This window comes from uncultured Chitinophaga sp. (assembly GCF_937898475.1).
GTDB lineage: Bacteria > Bacteroidota > Bacteroidia > Chitinophagales > Chitinophagaceae > Chitinophaga.
Window position 1 is genome coordinate 505,502 of record NZ_CALEJS010000015.1, and the last position, 17,889, is coordinate 523,390.

General features: G+C 51.3%; 9 protein-coding genes. 5 read left to right on the forward strand and 4 right to left on the reverse strand.

Annotated features, from left to right (window positions below; genetic code table 11):
• Positions 1 to 107: 107 nt before the first annotated feature.
• Complete coding sequence (locus Q0577_RS08885) at positions 108 to 869, reverse strand: alpha/beta hydrolase (protein WP_298735017.1); 762 nt, start codon at positions 867 to 869, stop codon at positions 108 to 110.
• Positions 870 to 1,417: 548 nt separating this feature from the next.
• Here Q0577_RS08885 and Q0577_RS08890 point away from each other — a divergent pair.
• Complete coding sequence (locus Q0577_RS08890) at positions 1,418 to 4,489, forward strand: gliding motility-associated C-terminal domain-containing protein (RefSeq protein WP_298735019.1); 3,072 nt, start codon at positions 1,418 to 1,420, stop codon at positions 4,487 to 4,489.
• 376 nt (positions 4,490 to 4,865) lie between these two features.
• On the opposite strand, the gene Q0577_RS08895 is transcribed toward Q0577_RS08890, so the two are convergent.
• From Q0577_RS08895 to Q0577_RS08905, 3 genes are all read right to left on the reverse strand, one after another.
• Positions 4,866 to 5,738, reverse strand: coding sequence for a hypothetical protein (locus Q0577_RS08895; protein WP_298735021.1), 873 nt, complete (start codon positions 5,736 to 5,738; stop codon positions 4,866 to 4,868).
• Positions 5,739 to 5,839: 101 nt separating this feature from the next.
• Entirely contained in the window at positions 5,840 to 6,061 is a 222-nt protein-coding gene (locus tag Q0577_RS08900; RefSeq protein WP_298735023.1) for a hypothetical protein, read from the reverse strand.
• A gap of 159 nt (positions 6,062 to 6,220) precedes the next feature.
• A complete protein-coding gene (locus Q0577_RS08905; protein ID WP_298735026.1) occupies positions 6,221 to 7,129 on the reverse strand; it encodes an NAD(P)/FAD-dependent oxidoreductase in 909 nt (302 codons plus the stop codon).
• A 155-nt stretch (positions 7,130 to 7,284) separates the two neighbouring features.
• Here Q0577_RS08905 and Q0577_RS08910 point away from each other — a divergent pair, with 155 nt between their 5' ends.
• From Q0577_RS08910 to Q0577_RS08925, 4 genes are all read left to right on the forward strand, one after another.
• Positions 7,285 to 11,316, forward strand: coding sequence for a hybrid sensor histidine kinase/response regulator transcription factor (locus Q0577_RS08910; protein WP_298735029.1), 4,032 nt, complete (start codon positions 7,285 to 7,287; stop codon positions 11,314 to 11,316).
• Positions 11,317 to 11,778: 462 nt separating this feature from the next.
• The gene (locus Q0577_RS08915; RefSeq protein WP_298735032.1) at positions 11,779 to 14,985 is read left to right on the forward strand and encodes a TonB-dependent receptor; all 3,207 of its coding nucleotides are present in this window, start codon (positions 11,779 to 11,781) and stop codon (positions 14,983 to 14,985) included.
• 18 nt (positions 14,986 to 15,003) lie between these two features.
• A complete protein-coding gene (locus tag Q0577_RS08920) occupies positions 15,004 to 16,653 on the forward strand; it encodes a RagB/SusD family nutrient uptake outer membrane protein (protein ID WP_298735034.1) in 1,650 nt (549 codons plus the stop codon).
• Positions 16,654 to 16,671: 18 nt separating this feature from the next.
• Positions 16,672 to 17,889 (forward strand): glycan-binding surface protein, encoded by a 1,218-nt coding sequence (locus tag Q0577_RS08925; RefSeq protein ID WP_298735036.1) that lies wholly within the window; start codon positions 16,672 to 16,674, stop codon positions 17,887 to 17,889.

Consider the following 17,889-nt stretch of genomic DNA (forward strand, 5'->3'; position numbering starts at 1 on the left):
AACAACCGGAAACCGAAAACCGGACAATCCTGCGCAATATTTTTTTTTACTGCCTGAACAAGCTATTACTGTATTTCATAAGTTAAAGTTTTCCGCCACATATGGCATCACTTTGCAGCATCCATAATAACAGCCGTTACCTTTTCAGGCATGGATACCATGGGCACATGGCTGGACTTCAACTCTGTTGTTCTGGCATTGATCATTTTCGCTTCTGCGCGTGCAAGGTCTGGAGTGACCATATGATCTTCCGTACCGATAATCATCCATGAGGGTTTCTGTTTCCAGGCAGCGGTGGATATTTTTGCAGTAGTCGCTTTTATTGCCCAGGGGCCCTGTGTGGCAAAGATGATATTCCTTTCTTTGGGCGGCAGATCCTGTGCAAAATGTTCATTGATCCCTTTGGCTGTCATGCTCAGGAAGCCGGATGAATCTGGCCTGAACTCCGCACTGCCCGGCGAGGCAGGATAGGGTTGAAATACATCCATGGCAGACTGGTTATCATCCGGGATGAGGGCGCATACATACACCAGCCGTTCCACTTTGGGGTCATTGCCTGCTTCGGTTATTACCATTCCACCGTAAGAATGTCCTACCAGCAACACAGGACCATCCATCAGGGCAAGGGCGCGTTTGGTAGCGGCCACATCATCTTCCAGTGAAGTTAAAGGGTTCTGTACCGCTATCACCCGGTATCCTTTTGCCTGCAGCCTGGAAACAACGCCAGACCAGCTGGAACCATCTGCAAAGGCGCCGTGTACCAGTACTACGTTTTTGATGGTTTGCGCCTGTGTTTGTTGCGTTACGGAAAGAATGGCTGCTGTGGCCATCAGTATTCCGGCGAAGAGTTGTTGTTTAAGATACATCATAACATTTGTTTTCACAGGATTTGCAAGCAGCGGGCCATAGCTTAACCAACTGGTTGTGAGAAGAGTAGCGGAACAGCGGTGAGAAAGCGCCAACGTTATTTCGGCAATTGGCGATTGAAACGCTATATTTCATCAATGCACATGAATCTCCGCAGCGGCTATTTTACGGTTGGCGGGTCCGAGCATCCATGAAAGTACGATCACATACATCCAGCGTTTATCTTAACTAATCATCATTCGATAATTTTGTCTATATTTATAATAACCTAAAATTCCAACGTTACTTACTGATGCGCCAGCTTTGCCGTTCTCCCCATCGCACCTACTTGCCGAAGCGCCGGCCGCCTCCCGCGTAGCAGTTCCCCATCCACCCGACCATAGCCTACTGAGATCCACTTATGTCTTTTCCCTGTACCTGAGAAATAGCAATCTCATCATGTTATTCACAAGAGAAAGGGTACCAGATAATGTCTGCAAAACTTAAGTGTATCATTTGGCTGGCCGGAGTTTTATTATGCCATCTTGTTAAAGCACAATTACCCCAACCGGTGCACGGCCCCTGTGGCTCCTCCGCTAACATCGCCGGGGTGTTGAACACCTATTACCCCGCACTGAACAATGTAAATGCAGGCGATCTTGTGATCTCTCTCGGTACACCTATCGGCAATGGCAGACCGCTGTTGCAGGGCGACCGCATACTGATCATCCAGATGCAGGATGCTACGATCAACGCGGTGAATTCACCCGCCTATGGCAGTAACGGCACGGATGGTAACGGGTATCTTGACCTTGGTTATTCCGGGCAATTTGAATTTGCTGAGGTAAGCAGCTTTACCGCCGGTGTGCTTACACTTACTACGCCCCTGCAATTCAGCTACCGCGCGGTGAGTGGTATTCCTAACCGCAAATCTGCCTACCAGGTGGTGCGGGTACCCGTGTATACCAATGCTGTTGTAACTGCTGATGTAACTGCTGCCCCATGGGACGGCAACGCGGGTGGTATTGTGGCCTTTCATGTATGGCAAACGCTGGATATTGGCGGACATGAGATCACGGCCAGCGGAGGGGGCTTCCGGCCGGGTAAGATCAATTCTGCCGGCGGCGCTTATAATTTACAGGACTATGTGCGTGTTACCTATGGCAGCTTCGGAGAAAAAGGAGAGGGGATAGCCGGCACACCGGAGGGCACCTATGCTGCTACTGCAGGCGGATATGAGAACGGCAGCTTTTCGAGAGGCGCACCTGCCAATGCGGGAGGCGGTGGCAATGCACACAATGCAGGTGGCGGCGGGGCTGCTAATTATGGCGATGGCGGTAAAGGCGGATATCAATATTCTGGTCCGCAGGATGTGGGCGGACGCGGTGGCAAAGGCATAAAAACGGCCTTACCCGGGCGCATCATCATGGGCGGCGGCGGTGGCGGTGGTCATCAGAACAACGCCGCCGCAACGGGAGGAGGTCCCGGTGGCGGTATTATTATGATCACAGCCAACACAATCACGGGCGCAGGCGCTTTCACCACCAACGGTATCAGTGCAGGACCATCCACAGATGATGGCGCCGGTGGCGGTGGGGCAGGCGGTAGTATTGTGTTGGCGTATAATGGCGCTTTGCCCGCTGGTATCACTTTTTCTGCAAGAGGAGGCGATGGGGGCAATGAAACATTCCTGGCACGGCATGGTTGTGGCGGCGGCGCAGGCGGTGGTGTGATCATCACCAGCACGGCAGCAGCGGCAACGGATGTAGCAGGCGGTATGCGCGGCCTCTCTAACGGAACAGAATGGGGTGCATTAGACGGTGAACCCGGTATGGTGATGAATACGGATCTTATGCCGCTCTTTCCCACCAGTACCAGTCTGCCGGTATTGGAAGTAGTACCGGATGCCGTTGTTTGTGCGCCTGCTACCGTTGACATTACCAGCGCTGCCATTATTACCAACCGCAGCCAGGGACCGCAATATGAGCTGAGCTACTGGACTGACCCCATTACCACTGTTCCTGTGGCTAATCCCCGCGCGATTGATCAATCAGGCACTTACTATATCAGGATATTCAACAACAACACCCGTTGCGAGCGCGTAGCGGCGGTACAGGTAACCGTTCACCCCCAGCCGGTGATCACACTGGGCACAAGCGATACCAGTGTTTGTGCGCCTGGCAGGGTGGATATTACCAGTCCGGCTATTATTGCCAGCCGCAGCCAGGGACCTGAATACGAGCTGAGTTACTGGACAGACGCCGCGCTGAGCATCCCACTGGTCAATGCGCGGGCCGTGGATCAGACAGGCAGGTATTATATCCGCCTGCTGAATACCAATACCGGATGCGACACCGTCACAAGTGTCCAGGTAACTATTCATCCATGGCCGCTGCTCACCTTACAAACCAATGATACGGCGCTTTGTGCGCCCGCTACAATAGATCTTGCCAGTACGGCGGTTATCCGTTACCGTGACCAGGGACCGCAATATACACTGAGCTTCTGGGCAGATGCCGCTGCTACGATACCGGTAGCCAATCCGGCCGCTATCGGCCGATCAGGAACGTATTATATCAGGTTATCGAGCAGCGTTAGCAGTTGTGTGACAGTGGCAGCTGTACAGATCACCATCCGCCCGCAACCTGTACTAACGTTAACGGCTACTCCGCCTTCCTGTACGGGCAGCAACAATGGTATCATCATCCCGGCTGCAGCCAACGGTACCGCTCCTTACCAGTATAGCAGCGACGACGGGCTTAACTGGCAGGACAGTATAGCGGCCAATCTGCCAGCGGGCACTTATCACATACTGGCGAGAGACAGTTATGGTTGTATATCACCATCTGTATCAGCTGTGCTGAACGATCCTCCGCAGCTTACACTGCGGGAAGATACGCGCGGACATGCAGATGTAACCTGCAACGGCATCAGCGACGGACAATTACAGTTTGCTGCGGCAGGTGGCACTAACGGATACCAGTACACGATCATGTCTGATGCGGGTGAAGACATTAGCAATACTACCGGCCGTTTTACCGGCCTGCCTGCCGGACGGTATACCGTCACCGTAACAGATGCGGCGCAATGCAGTGAGCGTACGGAGGCAGTGATACAGGAACCGCCACTGCTAAGTGCAGCGCTGATAGCGAAGGATAACCTGGATTGCGATGCGCATCCCCGGGGAAAGATCTCACTGAGCGCCAGCGGTGGCGTACCACCTTACTGGTTCAGTACAGGAGAGAGCAGCTGGCAGCGCGACAGCGTGTTTAAGGACCTGGCTGCGGGCGTTTATACGCTCAATGTAAGGGACGGCAATAACTGCCTGAGCGCCCCGTTGTCTGCGGAAATTGAAATAGGTGATGAATGCGAGATGTTATTTCCCAATGCGTTCTCCCCGAATGGAGACGGGGTGAATGACCTGTTCCGTCCCAAATATTATAAACGTGTCAGCAATTACCGCCTGACGGTTTATAACCGCTGGGGCGCGTTGATCTTCCAGAGCAATGATCCCGCAACAGGTTGGGACGGGCAATTTAAAGGTGTACTGGCAGAGACGGGGACATTTGTGTGGGTGGCAGCGTTTACCAACCGGAGCGGACAGCCCCAGGTGATGAGGGGTACGGTTACGTTGGTGAAGTAGATGGGTGTTCCCCGGCTGTTGCACTTACATGGCACTCGCTAAGCACTGATGCGGCTACCACATGAAACAACCGCCGGGTAAACGTCTTGTAAGCGTCTTGTAAATGTCTATTGAAACTCAATGCTTTGTGGAGCTGAGGTGGACTTGAGCTGGCGTTCAGGCGGAGAACAGTTTGAGGTTAGTTGGAGGTTTGGAGTTGGAGGTTTGGGGTTGGTTGGAAGGTTGAGCAGTTAAAAAAGCAATGGCAGATAAATAAAAGGTGGTGGCTGGGAGGTAGAAAAGGCGGGCTATTGGCGCAAGTGGATATAGGTTTCCCGGGAGCTGGGCGCTCAAAACGGCAGGGAAAAGAATAAAATGTTATTAGTATTACAGAAGGCTACACAGGGCTGCCTGGCCCTCGTAATGAGGGGATAGGTGTTGCAGGGTTGCAGTATCTCTTAGCCCGGATTGCGGTAACAGCAGAACAGGCGTTACTGCCCGTGATAGAAGTCTCATTTGCGGCATATTGCCCTGCAATACCCCGTTTACGGAACACGAAACGTTTACGAAAAGCTTTAGTGGTAAAGGCAGATTCCCTGAGTTCTTCTGCAGGTACTTCCATGCTGATCACATCAGCGGCCATGTAGCGGCGGTCGCCGGAGGGAGTGAGGACGCCGTTACAGGCTTTAAAAGAGCGGTATTGCAATATGACCATAAGGGTGCCTTCACCGTCAAGCGGTACGTGCAGGGCCATGCCGTTAAAAGGCTTGTCTTCATCCAGTTCGATAATGGCGCTGGCAGCTTCGGTACTGATCACCCGGTTTTCAGCAAAGCTGATGCGGGTGGCAATGAGGCGTAGTTCTACATGGGTATTATTGCCCTGCAGGAGCAGTTCCTGTGCGGGGATGTGCAGGGTGCCGTTTGCGGTGAGCACCGGCGGGACCAGGAACAGTTTTTCTATGCCGGTATGGCGGTTAAAGTGGAAGCCCTGCAGGTTTGGAAGCTGATCCGGTCCGGACTGGATAAAAAGCTTATTAAGACGGTTCACCAATGTGCCGTCATACCGCATATCCAGCTGGGGGCGGACTGCCTTACGCAGCAGCTTCCCTTTGCGGCTGGCCATGCCAAAGCGGCGGGCAGCACGCTTCGTCGCGGCCGTCTGCCTTACTTTGTGCGGCATGTTGCGGAGAAAGTATTTCCCGTTTCTGCGGTAACCGATCACGGTATCCAGTCTGCCGGTAAATTTAAGTTCACCTGTTTGAAGCGCCATAACATCACTTTTCAGTAAAATTACAGGATCCCCCGGTCAAAAATCTTGATCCAGATCATTAAAATGGGGGTAGGGACAGGTGTCAGACTGCTATTGCTGGCTTACTTTTTATTATTCAGGTACCTTTCTATGGCTAAACCTACCGTGTAGGACTCTTCGGTTTCCTTGTCAAGACCGGATTCAAACCAGTGATTGGCGCCTTCGTTATCCTGCCTCAGCTGGATCTGCAGTTTTCTCGGGGGGAACTCTACGGAAAAGTGGTTTTCCGGATCTTCTGTCACCTTGAGGGTGCCCTGGTAATATGGAACCTGAAATGTATGCATAGTTGAAAGATTTAAAACGTCTTTATGTGCCTTCAATATCCGTTCCAAGGCTGCAGCCGGCGTTGCCATACACTGCAGGCATCGCATGGTTGCTGGTATGCCATCCTATTTATAACGTTTTAAGGGCCGATCCTGTTTATGTACAAAATGGGGAGCCCATCAGAAAGCTTCGTCTATCATCTCCCTGTTCAGTACCGCTCCTGCTGCGGATCCCGTTGCAACCGCGTTGGCAACGGAGCGCATAGCGCCGGCATTATCGCCGCAGGCATATATTCCCGGTATATTGGTGCGCTGCATCGCATCTACTTTCAGCAGTCCATGTTCCGTAAGCTCGCAACCCAGGCTGACAGGTATATCTGAGTGCTGCTCAAATTGCGGCCTTGCGTAGATAGCTTTCAACGGGAATGCAGACCCGTCTCTGAAGCGGATTTGCTGCAGCTGGCCCTTATCGTGCTCAAAACTGTCAATCACTGTTTCAACGATGTTAATTTGGTGACTGCGGATCTTTTCCGCCTGTTCTGCAGACAGGATGGAAGGCCCGTTGGTGAAGATGGTCAGGTCTTTGGTCCAGTTGCTGAGCAGTTTTGCATATTCAAAGGCGCCATCCCCATTGGCCAGGATGCCGGTGCGTTCCTGTCTTACTTCATAACCGTGGCAATAGGGGCAGTGTATGACGGTAATGCCCCAGCATTCGGCAAAGCCTTTAATATCCGGCATAATGTCGCGGACGCCGGAGGCAAATACCAGTTTCTTTGCGGTAAAGCGCGCACCCGCCTGTGTGCGGATCTCAAACCCACTGTCGGTTTTGCTGCCGCTGATGGCCAGGCCTTCATAGAAACGGACCGTTGGATAAGCAGCCACCTGCGCTTTTGCCAGGGCAGACAGCCCGGCAGGCGTTTGTCCGTCGCGGGTAAGGAAATTATGGGAATGGGGCGTTTGCCGGTTACAGGGCTTCCCGCTGTCAATTACCAGTACATTTCTCAGGGCACGGCCAAGGCTCATGGCTGCTGAGAGGCCGGCATAACTGCCGCCGGTGATGATCACATCAAAATCATAATTGTTCGTCATAGGTTAACAAAGATAAGTATTATCGCAACTATGTTGCAAATAAATTTGGACGAGACCGGGTATTGCAGCTTTTATCTAAAATGCTATATTTAGCTGGATTTAGGGACCAATACATGTTGAAGCGATATTACCTACAAATTCCACTGTTACTGCTTTTGCTGCACATTACCTATGCACAACAGCCTGCCTATGAGTTTTCTTCACTGAACATCAATAACGGGCTTTCCAACAACCAGATCAACGCTATCTACAAAGATGCGAGAGGCTTTATGTGGTTTGGTACCATGAGCGGGTTAAACCGCTATGACGGCTATAGCTTCAAGATCTTCCGGCACAGCCAGGGAGATTCTCTTTCGCTGAATGATGACTACATTGACGGCATTTACCCCGCGCCCAATAAGCGCATATATATTAAAACCCGCAACGGGGATAACCTGTACGATCCCGTAAAAGAGCAGTTTGCTGATGCGGCGGTATGGCTGCGGCAAAACAGGCTGCCCACTTTTGGCGTAACCTGCATCCGCGAAACACCTAAGCGCTGGTGGGTGGCTTATGCAGATTCGGGCTTATACAGGTTAGACAGCGGCCAGCTGGCGCAAAAGGTGGCATTGTCCCACAAGAACGCAAAGCTGGCAGACATCTGCACGATAGGGCAGGAGCGGCTGGGCGTATTGTACATGGATGGTTTCCTGGAGATACTGGATGTGCGCACCGGGAAGGTAACCGCCGCCGCAGATGTGGCGACCGGGTTCATACATAAGCCACCACTATTGTTACGCCTGTTTGCAGACGCGCAGGAAGACCTCTGGATCTATATGCCGGGTACCGATTTCGGCGTGGTGTACTACAATCCGGCCACGGGTATGGTTAAACGATTATTCAGCAAGGACAAGGTGTTGAATAATGACATTGTGAACAGCATTGTACAGGACAACCAGGGACTGATATGGATCGGTACCGATCATGGCGGCATCAATGTGATCAATAAAGCAGACTTCAGCTCACGCTTCCTGATGAACCGGGAAGAAGACGCCAGCAGTGTTGCGGAAAATGCCATCTACGCCATGTTCAAAGACACGCTCGGCATTATCTGGTGCGGCACGTATAAAAGAGGCATCAGCTATTTTGCAGAGAATACGAAGAAATTTGGTTTATTCAGGCATAAACATGCGGATAGTAAAAGCCTGCCCTACAATGATGTTAACTGCTTTGCAGAAGATAAAAAAGGCAACCTGTGGATCGGCACCAACGGCGGCGGACTGATATACTTTGAACGCAGCACCGGGAAGTTTACCCGTTATCAGCATAATCCTGCAGACAATAACAGCATCAGCAGCAATGTGGTATTAAGCCTGTATATAGATCATTACGAGAACCTCTGGATAGGCTATTACTTTGGCGGTATGGATTTCTTCAGCAATGGGAAGATCACGCATTACCGCCATGATGACAATAATCCCAACAGCCTGGCCAACAAGACCGTCTGGAAAATATACCGCGATCAGCGGAACAATTTCTGGGTAGGCACCCTGGGTGGTGGACTGGACCGCTTTGATCCGGGCAACAACATCTTTTACCATAATCATGTGAACCTGCCCAACTCTGTTCACAGCAACTTTATTTCCGCGATGACGGAAGATGCTGACGGCAACCTGTGGATAGGTACTGCCTATGGTATTGACGTGCTGGATAAGGCCAAAGGCATCTTTGTACATTACCTGGCGGCTACCCACCAGCTGGGCAATGATAATGTAAGCTCCCTGCTGCGCGATGCCAGGGGCAACATCTGGGCCGGTACCCGGGATGGGCTCAGTGTGTTTGATCCGCAGACGCAGCGCTTCCATACTTTCCGTATGGCAGATGGTTTGCCAGACAATAACATTATGTGCATCCTGGAAGATGATGCGCATCACCTTTGGGTAAGCACAACAAATGGGCTGAGCAAGATCACGGTTAAACAATCGCCCGGAGGTATCGCCATTCACTGCCGTAACTTCGATGAGGAAGACGGGCTGCAGGGCAGGGCTTTCAACATCAACGCCGCACTGAAGCTGCGCACCGGCGAACTGGCATTTGGCGGGGCAGACGGCTTCAATATCTTCCGGCTGGAGGATATACAACAACACAAGGAGGCGCCGCCGCTTGTTTTTACCAGCCTGCAATTATTCAATAAAACCATCGGGGTAAATGAAAAGCTGCACAATCATGTGATCCTGCCTGCTGCATTGCCCGAGACAGAAGAGATCAGGCTGCGGTATAACGAGAATGACTTCTCTATTGATTTTGCCGCGCTGAGCTTTGTCAATGCAGACAAGAACCGTTACGCCTATATGCTGGACGGTTTTAATAAAGAATGGCAGACAACGGATGGGAAGTCCAGGCGGGTCATCTATACCAATGTGCCGCCGGGGAATTATACCCTGCGGTTAAAATCGGCCAACGAGGACGGCGTATGGAACGAGAAAGGCATTTCCCTGCAGATCAGGATATTGCCCCCGTTCTGGAAAACACCGCTGGCCTACATCATCTATACCGTACTGGTATTCCTGCTGCTCTTTTTCTCCCGGAAGATGGTGATCCGGCGGGCGCATATGCGTTTTGCCCTGCAGCAGGAAAGGATGGAAGCACAGCGGCTGCACGAGCTGGATATGATGAAGATCAGGCTGCTCACCAATGTGAGTCATGAATTCAGAACACCGGTATCCCTTATACTGGCTCCGCTGGAAGAACTGCTGAAACATACCCGGGAAACAGATCATCAGCAGAAACTGCAACTGGTACGCACCAATGCCAAAAGGCTGCTGAACCTGGTGAACCAGCTGATGGACTTCCGCAAGATGGAGATGAAAGAGCTGAAGCCAGACCCCACCAGGGGCGACGTAGCCGTTTTTGTAAAAGAGGTGGTGCAGTCTTTCAGCGACCTGGCGGAGCGTAAACAGGTATCCCTTTCCTACCAATCCAATTGCGAGCATTTATACACCTATTTTGACCACGATAAACTGGAACGCATCCTGTTCAACCTCCTGTCAAATGCATTCAAATTTACCCCCCGGGAAGGCGCCGTTACCGTAAACGTGCAGGTAACAGCTGCCGACGGCAAATCCCGGATGGAAATAAAAGTGGAGGATACAGGCATCGGTATTCCAAAAGAAAGACAGGACAAGATCTTTGAACGCTTTTTCCAGAGCGATACACATACCGGGCTGGTAAACCAGGGCAGCGGTATCGGACTGGCCATTACCAGGGAATTTGTGAAGCTCGCCAACGGCGTTATGACCGTGGAAAGCGAGGAAAATAAGGGCAGTTGTTTTACCGTTACACTCCCCTTTGAACGGTCGGACGCCCCGCCTGATGCGATGCCTGCAACGTTTGATCCCCCCCGGGAAGTGGTATTGTCTGCATTACCGGCTGTATCAGACAAGGTGGAAAGGAAAGAGCAGACCATCTTACTGGTGGAAGATAATGACGATTTCCGCTTTTACCTGAAAGAGAACCTGAAAGCGTTCTATGATATCATCGAAGCGCCGGATGGCAAGTCGGGATGGCAAAAGGCTTTATCTGCCCATCCGGACCTGGTAGTGAGCGACATCAACATGCCGCAGATGGATGGGATGGAGCTTTGCCGCAAGATCAAGAACGATAGCCGTACCCGCCATATCCCGGTGATCCTCTTAACAGCCATGTCAGGAGAGCAGGAGCAGCTGCAGGGACTGGAGGCCGGAGCGGTAGACTATATGGTAAAGCCCTTCAATTTTGAGATCATGCTGTCCAGGGTGAGGAATATCCTGAACAGACAGGCGCCCGTGAAACTGGTGGTAGGATCATCATCTGTTGCCGGCGACCGTCCTGTATCAGCCGATGAGAAGTTCCTGCAAAGGGCCCTGGAGATCGTGGAAAAACAGTTGTCTAATGCGGATTTCTCTGTAGAGGAGCTGAGCCGCGAACTTTGTATGAACCGGGTTTCTGTTTACCGGAGGATCTTTTCCATTACCGGCCAGACACCGGTAGAGTTTATCAGAACCGTACGGCTGCGGAAAGCGGCACAACTGCTGGCGCAAACAGAGATGAATGTAACGGAAGTGGCGTATGAGGTAGGGTTTAATAATCCGAAGTATTTTGCGAAATATTTTAAGATAGCGTATAAGATGTTGCCGTCGGCGTATGCGAGTGCGATGAGGAAGGTTTAATATTTAAAGTGTAAACTTTAAGGTTCGTTGGAGTTAGGACGTTCGATGGTTGGTTTTATATCCTATGTTTGAATTTCCCACACCTGGTAGATCTTTAACTCTTCAAATCTGTAAATTGTTGCCATTTTAAAGAGGTTAACACTTCTTGAAGGTAAGGCATTGTCCCAATAGCTTCAAAATTAAGGGCCTGGTTTTACCTCACCTCTTCACTTTCAACAAACCTCAAATTTCAAACTCAGACTTTCCCGCAACCATCCATCCCCCAAAAAGTAACATTCCATACCCCTGCTGCAACATTCCATCCCAAAGGAATAAACATACCCCTACCATGATTATCAATGACTAAGAATACTTTTAGCAGGTCGTTAAATGAGACATTCCACTTATGAAATAATGCAGTGAACCAGTAAACCGAAATCTATCAGATCGCTCATTTTTTATTAAAACTCAATCTTCCACGCTATGCAAAAAGCCAATTATGCAGGAAGATCATACCTGCTCATGTGGGTACTGATCGCTGTTTGGGCATTCGCTATGCCTGCACAGGCGCAAAACCCTTCCGCAGGAAGCGGAGGACGCAAAATCTCCGGTACCGTTACCATGCAGGGTACCGGCAGACCTATACCCGGTGCGGCTATTATTGTTAAAGGTACAAAACACGCTGTTGCTTCCGATGAAAATGGCAATTTCACGATCCAGGCTGAACCGGATCAGATTATCAGGGTCACATCTATGGGATTCTCTCCAAGAGAGATGAAGGCCGGCACTTCAGGCACCATCAACATCATGCTGAATGAAGACATGCGCCAGTTAAATGATGTGGTGGTAGTTGGCTATGGTAAAATGAAGAAAACAGACCAGAGCAGCGCACAGGTGTCCATCAGCTCCGCAGACATCAACCGCACGGTGAACACCACTATCGACCAGGCCTTGCAGGGAAGGGCTGCCGGTGTTTATGTAACGCAGAACTCCGGTCAGCCAGGCGGTGGTATCTCGGTGAACATCCGCGGGGTAAACACCCTCAGCGGCACCAATGAACCGCTCTATGTAATAGATGGTGTACAGATGCAGCCATCTACCGTTGCTTATGGCGCCACCAGCTCCAGCAATCCACTGGCAGGCATCAACCCCGCAGATATCGAGTCTTTCGAGATCCTGCAGGGACCATCCGCCACCGCGGTATATGGTTCACGCGCCACCAACGGCGTAATTCTTGTAACCACCAAAAGAGGGAAGGCCGGTCAGATCAAACTGAGCTACAACTACCTCTACTCGCTCCAGGAGAGACCGGACGAGCTGCCTACCATGAACCTGCGCCAGTTTGCGGAAATGAACAACGAGATTGCGGCATTGCTGAACCGTACGCCAACAGCAGAATTCCAGAACCCCGCCGTATTGGGTAATGGTACCAACTGGCAACACTCGCTGTTCAAACAGTCGCCGTTGCATAAACACCAGGTAACAGTGAGCGGCGGATCAAACAACACCACTTACTATATGTCCGGCGAATATTTCAAACAGGACGGGGTGGCCATCGGTTCCAACTTCAACCGTTACTCTTTCCGCCTGAACCTGGACAACCAGGCGTTTAAATGGCTGAAGCTAAGCACATCGCTCAATTTCTACCAGACAAGAGAAAAGCTGGCGGCTACCAGTGAAGATGTAATCAGGAATGCCATTAACCTGGCCCCCAATATCCCGGTAAAGAACCCGGATGGTACCTGGGGCGGCGCTACTACCAATGAATACGGCAGCAATGCCAAATTTGCGCCCCTGAACCCCGTAGCCATCGCCAACCTGGTAACCAACAGCTTTAAAAAGACCGGTGGCCTGGGTGGCGCCAGTGCGGAAGTGGCCATCATCAAAGGCCTGACCTTCCGTACCAGCTTTAACGGCAATTTTGAATATGGAGACGGCAGCCGCTTCACACCTACTTACACTCTCGGGTATATCACCAATGAAAAAGCGAGCCTGGCCATCAACAACTCCCGGAACTTTTACTGGAACCTGAATGAGCTGTTGCAATACAATACAGAAACAGGCAAACACAGTATAGGCGTAATGGTGAGCCACGAAGCGCAGGCCTGGAACTACCAGAGCTTTTCTGCCCAGCGCACAGGCTTTGCAAGTAACGATATCCAGTCGCTGAACCTGGGAGACGCGGCAGGACAAACCACAGGCAGCGCTAAGGGCTCCGGCGCGCTGGAATCTTACCTGGGACGTATCAACTATACCTATGACAATAAATACATCCTGCAGCTGGCAGGAAGGGCAGATGGTTCCAGCAATTTCGGACCGGAGAACAAATGGGGATACTTTCCTTCCATATCAGCCGCTTGGAGAATTTCGCAGGAGCCTTTCATGAAAGACATCGGCTTTATCAATGACCTGAAGATCCGTGCTGAATATGGTACTACCGGTAATACCGGTAGCGGCGGCGCACAGTATGCCGCGCTGAATGCCGTTACAACGCCCTGGGGCGCCGGCTTCCGTACCGGTCAGTATGGCAATGCGGGCATCAAATGGGAGTCTACCGAAACCAGGAATATTGGTTTCAACCTGAGTATGCTGGGCGACAGGATCCAGCTGGAAGGCGATTTCTATGTGAAGAAAACCGATAACCTGCTGATGCCTAACCCGCTGCCCGCCTACATGGGCACACAGGGCGAAGGCGGCATCAATCCGCCTGTTGTGAACATCGGCGCCCTGCAGAACAAAGGTTTCGGCCTTACGCTGAATACGGTAAACATCAACAGCAAGGCTGGATTCACCTGGAAGTCCAATTTCAATATCTCCTCTTTTAAAACAAAGATCACGAAGTTCTATTCCGATGCGGCATTCCTGTCTAAGACAGCCTGGTATATGAACAACTTTGCAGAACGTTCCGTGGTGGGTGAAGCGCCGTGGCAGTTCTATGGATATATCGCAGAAGGCATTTTCCAGTCTGAAGATGAGATCAACAAAAGCGCTATCCCTACACAGTCAGACGGCACCCGCCTCCCGGTACAACAGGACGGCGGCGTGTGGGTAGGCGATATCAAATACAAAGACCTGAATGGCGATGGCCTTATTGATTCAAGAGACCAGACCTTTATTGGTAACCCCTGGCCCAAATTCACTTTCGGATTTACCAATACTTTCTCTTATAAAGGTTTTGATCTGAGCATACTGGTAACGGGTGCGCAGGGTAATGACATCTATAACTACCTGCGTTTTGAGAATACCAATCCCAATAACATCAACCTGGGCAGGAACCTGTTGCAGGAAACCTTCAATTATGCAAGAGTAACTACGGATGCCGGCGGCGCTGCTGTATTGCAGAACCCGGGCGCTACCGTTCCCCGGATAGTGGGCACGGATGTAAATGGCAATGGTAACCGCTTTACAAACCTGTTTGTAGAAGATGGTTCTTACATCCGCATCAAGAATGTGCAGCTGGGTTATAATATCCCGCGTTCGCTGATCAGCCGCCAGCAGGTGGTGAAAGCCATCCGTCTCAGCATCGGGGTGCAGAACCTGCACACCTTCACCAAATACAAAGGATATGACCCTGAAGTGGGCGCTTACCTGGGTAAAGAGGTGCAGCTCAACAGCCAGTTCATTGGCGTAGATGCAGGCCGTTATCCCTTAACCAGGTTGTATACCGCCAGCGCAGCAGTTGATTTCTAAACAAAAAAAGTACACATCATGAAGAAGCTTCATTCTAAAATATACCTGGCAGCACTGGCATTCTGCGGAATGCTGAGCAGCTGCAGCAAGGATTTCCTCAACAGGCCGCCGGAAGATGCGATCGTAGACGCTAATTTCTTCCAGACTACAGACCAGGTATTGGCAGGTACCGCGCCGCTGTATAACATTGTATGGTTTGCCTATAACGACAAGGCATCGCATGGTATAGGCGATGGAAGGGCCGGTATCCTGATGTCTGGTTCCTATCAGCTGGAAAACATCCGTATGCAGACAACAGACGTCACGCCGGAAGTGTATAGCTCCTGGACAGCGTTCTTCAATGTAGTGGCACAATCCAACATGGCCATCAGCAACATCAGCAAATATACAGCGGCTTCCGTTCCGGATAATATCAGGCAGGCAGCCATTGGCGAAGGACGCTTTATGAGAGGACTGGCGTACGCTTACTTAGTGCAGAACTGGGGACCAGTGCCCATTATCACGGATAACAATGTGCTGCTGACAGATACTTCCATTACCAGGAATACCGTGGAATCTGTATGGGAATTCATCATCCGCGATCTCCGCTTTGCTGCGAACAACCTGCCTGCTACGCCTTTGCAGAAAGGACGCCTGACCAAATGGGCGGCAGAAGGTATGCTGGCCAAAATGTACCTGACACGCGCCGGTGTAGGGGGCAGCGGTACCCGTAAACAGGCAGACCTGGACAGCGCTGCATGGTTTGCAAAAGATGTGATCAGCAACAGCGGCGCCACACTGATGAGCAATTATGAAGACCTGTTCCTGATGAAGAACAACAATAACCCGGAAAGCCTGTTTGCTTTGCAATGGAAATACGATGGCGACTGGGGCACACAGAACAGCGTACAGGCCTTCCTGGCATACGGCTCTGAAATAACCGGTTTTGGTGATGGCTGGGGCGGCGACCTGGGAGGTTCCCTGGAGATGCTGCGGCGATATTCAGCAAATGACAAACGCCGCAAGGCCACATTCATGTACCCGGGCGATCACTATGCCTATATTCACCAGGCAGTAGATGATCCCAATAACCCCGGTAAAAAGATCATACAGGAACTGCAGGTGCCCTGGAATTATGTGGGCACAGAAAGATACAATACCCGTGCCTGGGTGAAAAAGTATGTAGTAGGCCGCCCGGAAGACAATGACGGCAAAGTTACACAACAGCATACCGAGATTAACACCTATATGCTGCGCCTGGCGGATGTATACCTGCTGTATGCAGAAGCACTGATGGGCAACGCTGCTACCACTACCAATGCAGAAGCGCTGAAATACTTCAATGCGGTGCGTACCCGGGCAGGGCTGGATGCGAAGACCAGCATCAGTGCAGATGATATTTTCTATGAAAGAAGACTGGAGCTGGCAATGGAAGGGCAGGCCTGGTATGATGTTGTACGCTTGCATTACTACAATCCCACCAGGGCGCTGACGATTCTGAGCCAGCAGGACAGGGGTACTTACCGGATAGTGCCCAATGCGGCAACGAATGCCACATCCTGGACAATCACTTCTGATACGCCGGCCACGTACCCGGTAACAGAAAGTAATTTCTACCTGCCTTACCCAGCTGCGGAACTAACGGCAGCGCCTAACCTCCGTAAACCGCCGGTGCCTTACCAGTTCTAATCTAAAAATGAAAACGTTATGACTAAACATATTCTGATTGCCATTATGTGCTGCCTGGTCTTCGCCTTTTGTAAAAAGGACGAAGTGTCCGCACCGCCGCTTATCAGCAGCGTAAGCCTCCTGGACCCTGCGAAGCAGGACAGCGCCTTCAATGAAACACTGCCAGGCACCCTGATACTGATCACAGGTAGTAACCTGGGCGGGATCGTCAATATTTATTTTAACGGGCAGCCTGCCTACTTTAATCCAACATATAACACCAACACGCACCTGATCGTCACGATACCCGGCAACGCACCAACGGAGGCTACTGATCCCAATGTGCCGAATAACATCCGTGTTGTGACCACGCATGGTGAAACGTCTTATTCGTTTGTACTGACCATTCCACCACCCGCTATCAGCGCTATCTCCAATGAGAACGCATTACCCGGAGATTCGCTCGTCATCTGGGGGAACAGCCTTTGGCTGATAGACAAGATCATTTTCCCGGGCGGGAGAGAAGTGACCGATTTCAATGCTGATGCCGCAGGCACCCGGGTGGGGCTGATCATGCCAGACCTGGGCAGCGATACGGGCAGGCTGATCATACAGGCTAAATACGGCATTGCCAAATCTGACGGTCCGCTGAACGATCATCAGAGCGGTGACGTGATCAGTAATCTCACCAACTGGGAAGACGGGGAGACCGCCATCTTTAACTGGGCCTGGTGGGGCGCCAACAGAACAGATGATAAGAGCCTTTTCCCCGGCACCAGGGGCGCCTACCTGCAGAACATCTTCGGTGGCGTTGGCGCTAACAATGGTGCCTGGTGGGACGGCAACCGATCCGGCAATTTCACGGACGTGAGCACGATATTCGATGCCAGTATCATGACCAGACAGGCGGCTGATTACGCGCTGAAGTTTGAGATCAATACCAAAGAGCCCTGGACGGCGGGTATCAACGTACTGCGTATGGGCGAAGAGTATGCGTACCGCTTCATGCCATGGGCCAGCGCTACCACCGGCGTATTTGACACTGAGGGCAAATGGCAGACCGTGACCGTACGCTTATCTGATTTCAAAAAAGCCGATAACGGTATAGAAGGCACCGGCGCCAATGCCGCTGTAATGGGCGACCTGTTAAAGGCAGGAGGCGTTGTGGCCTTCACTTACCGTTACATCACCGAGGATGCTCCTGTAGACGTGCATAACACTGCCTACGATAATTTCAGGATAGTTAAAATAAGATAG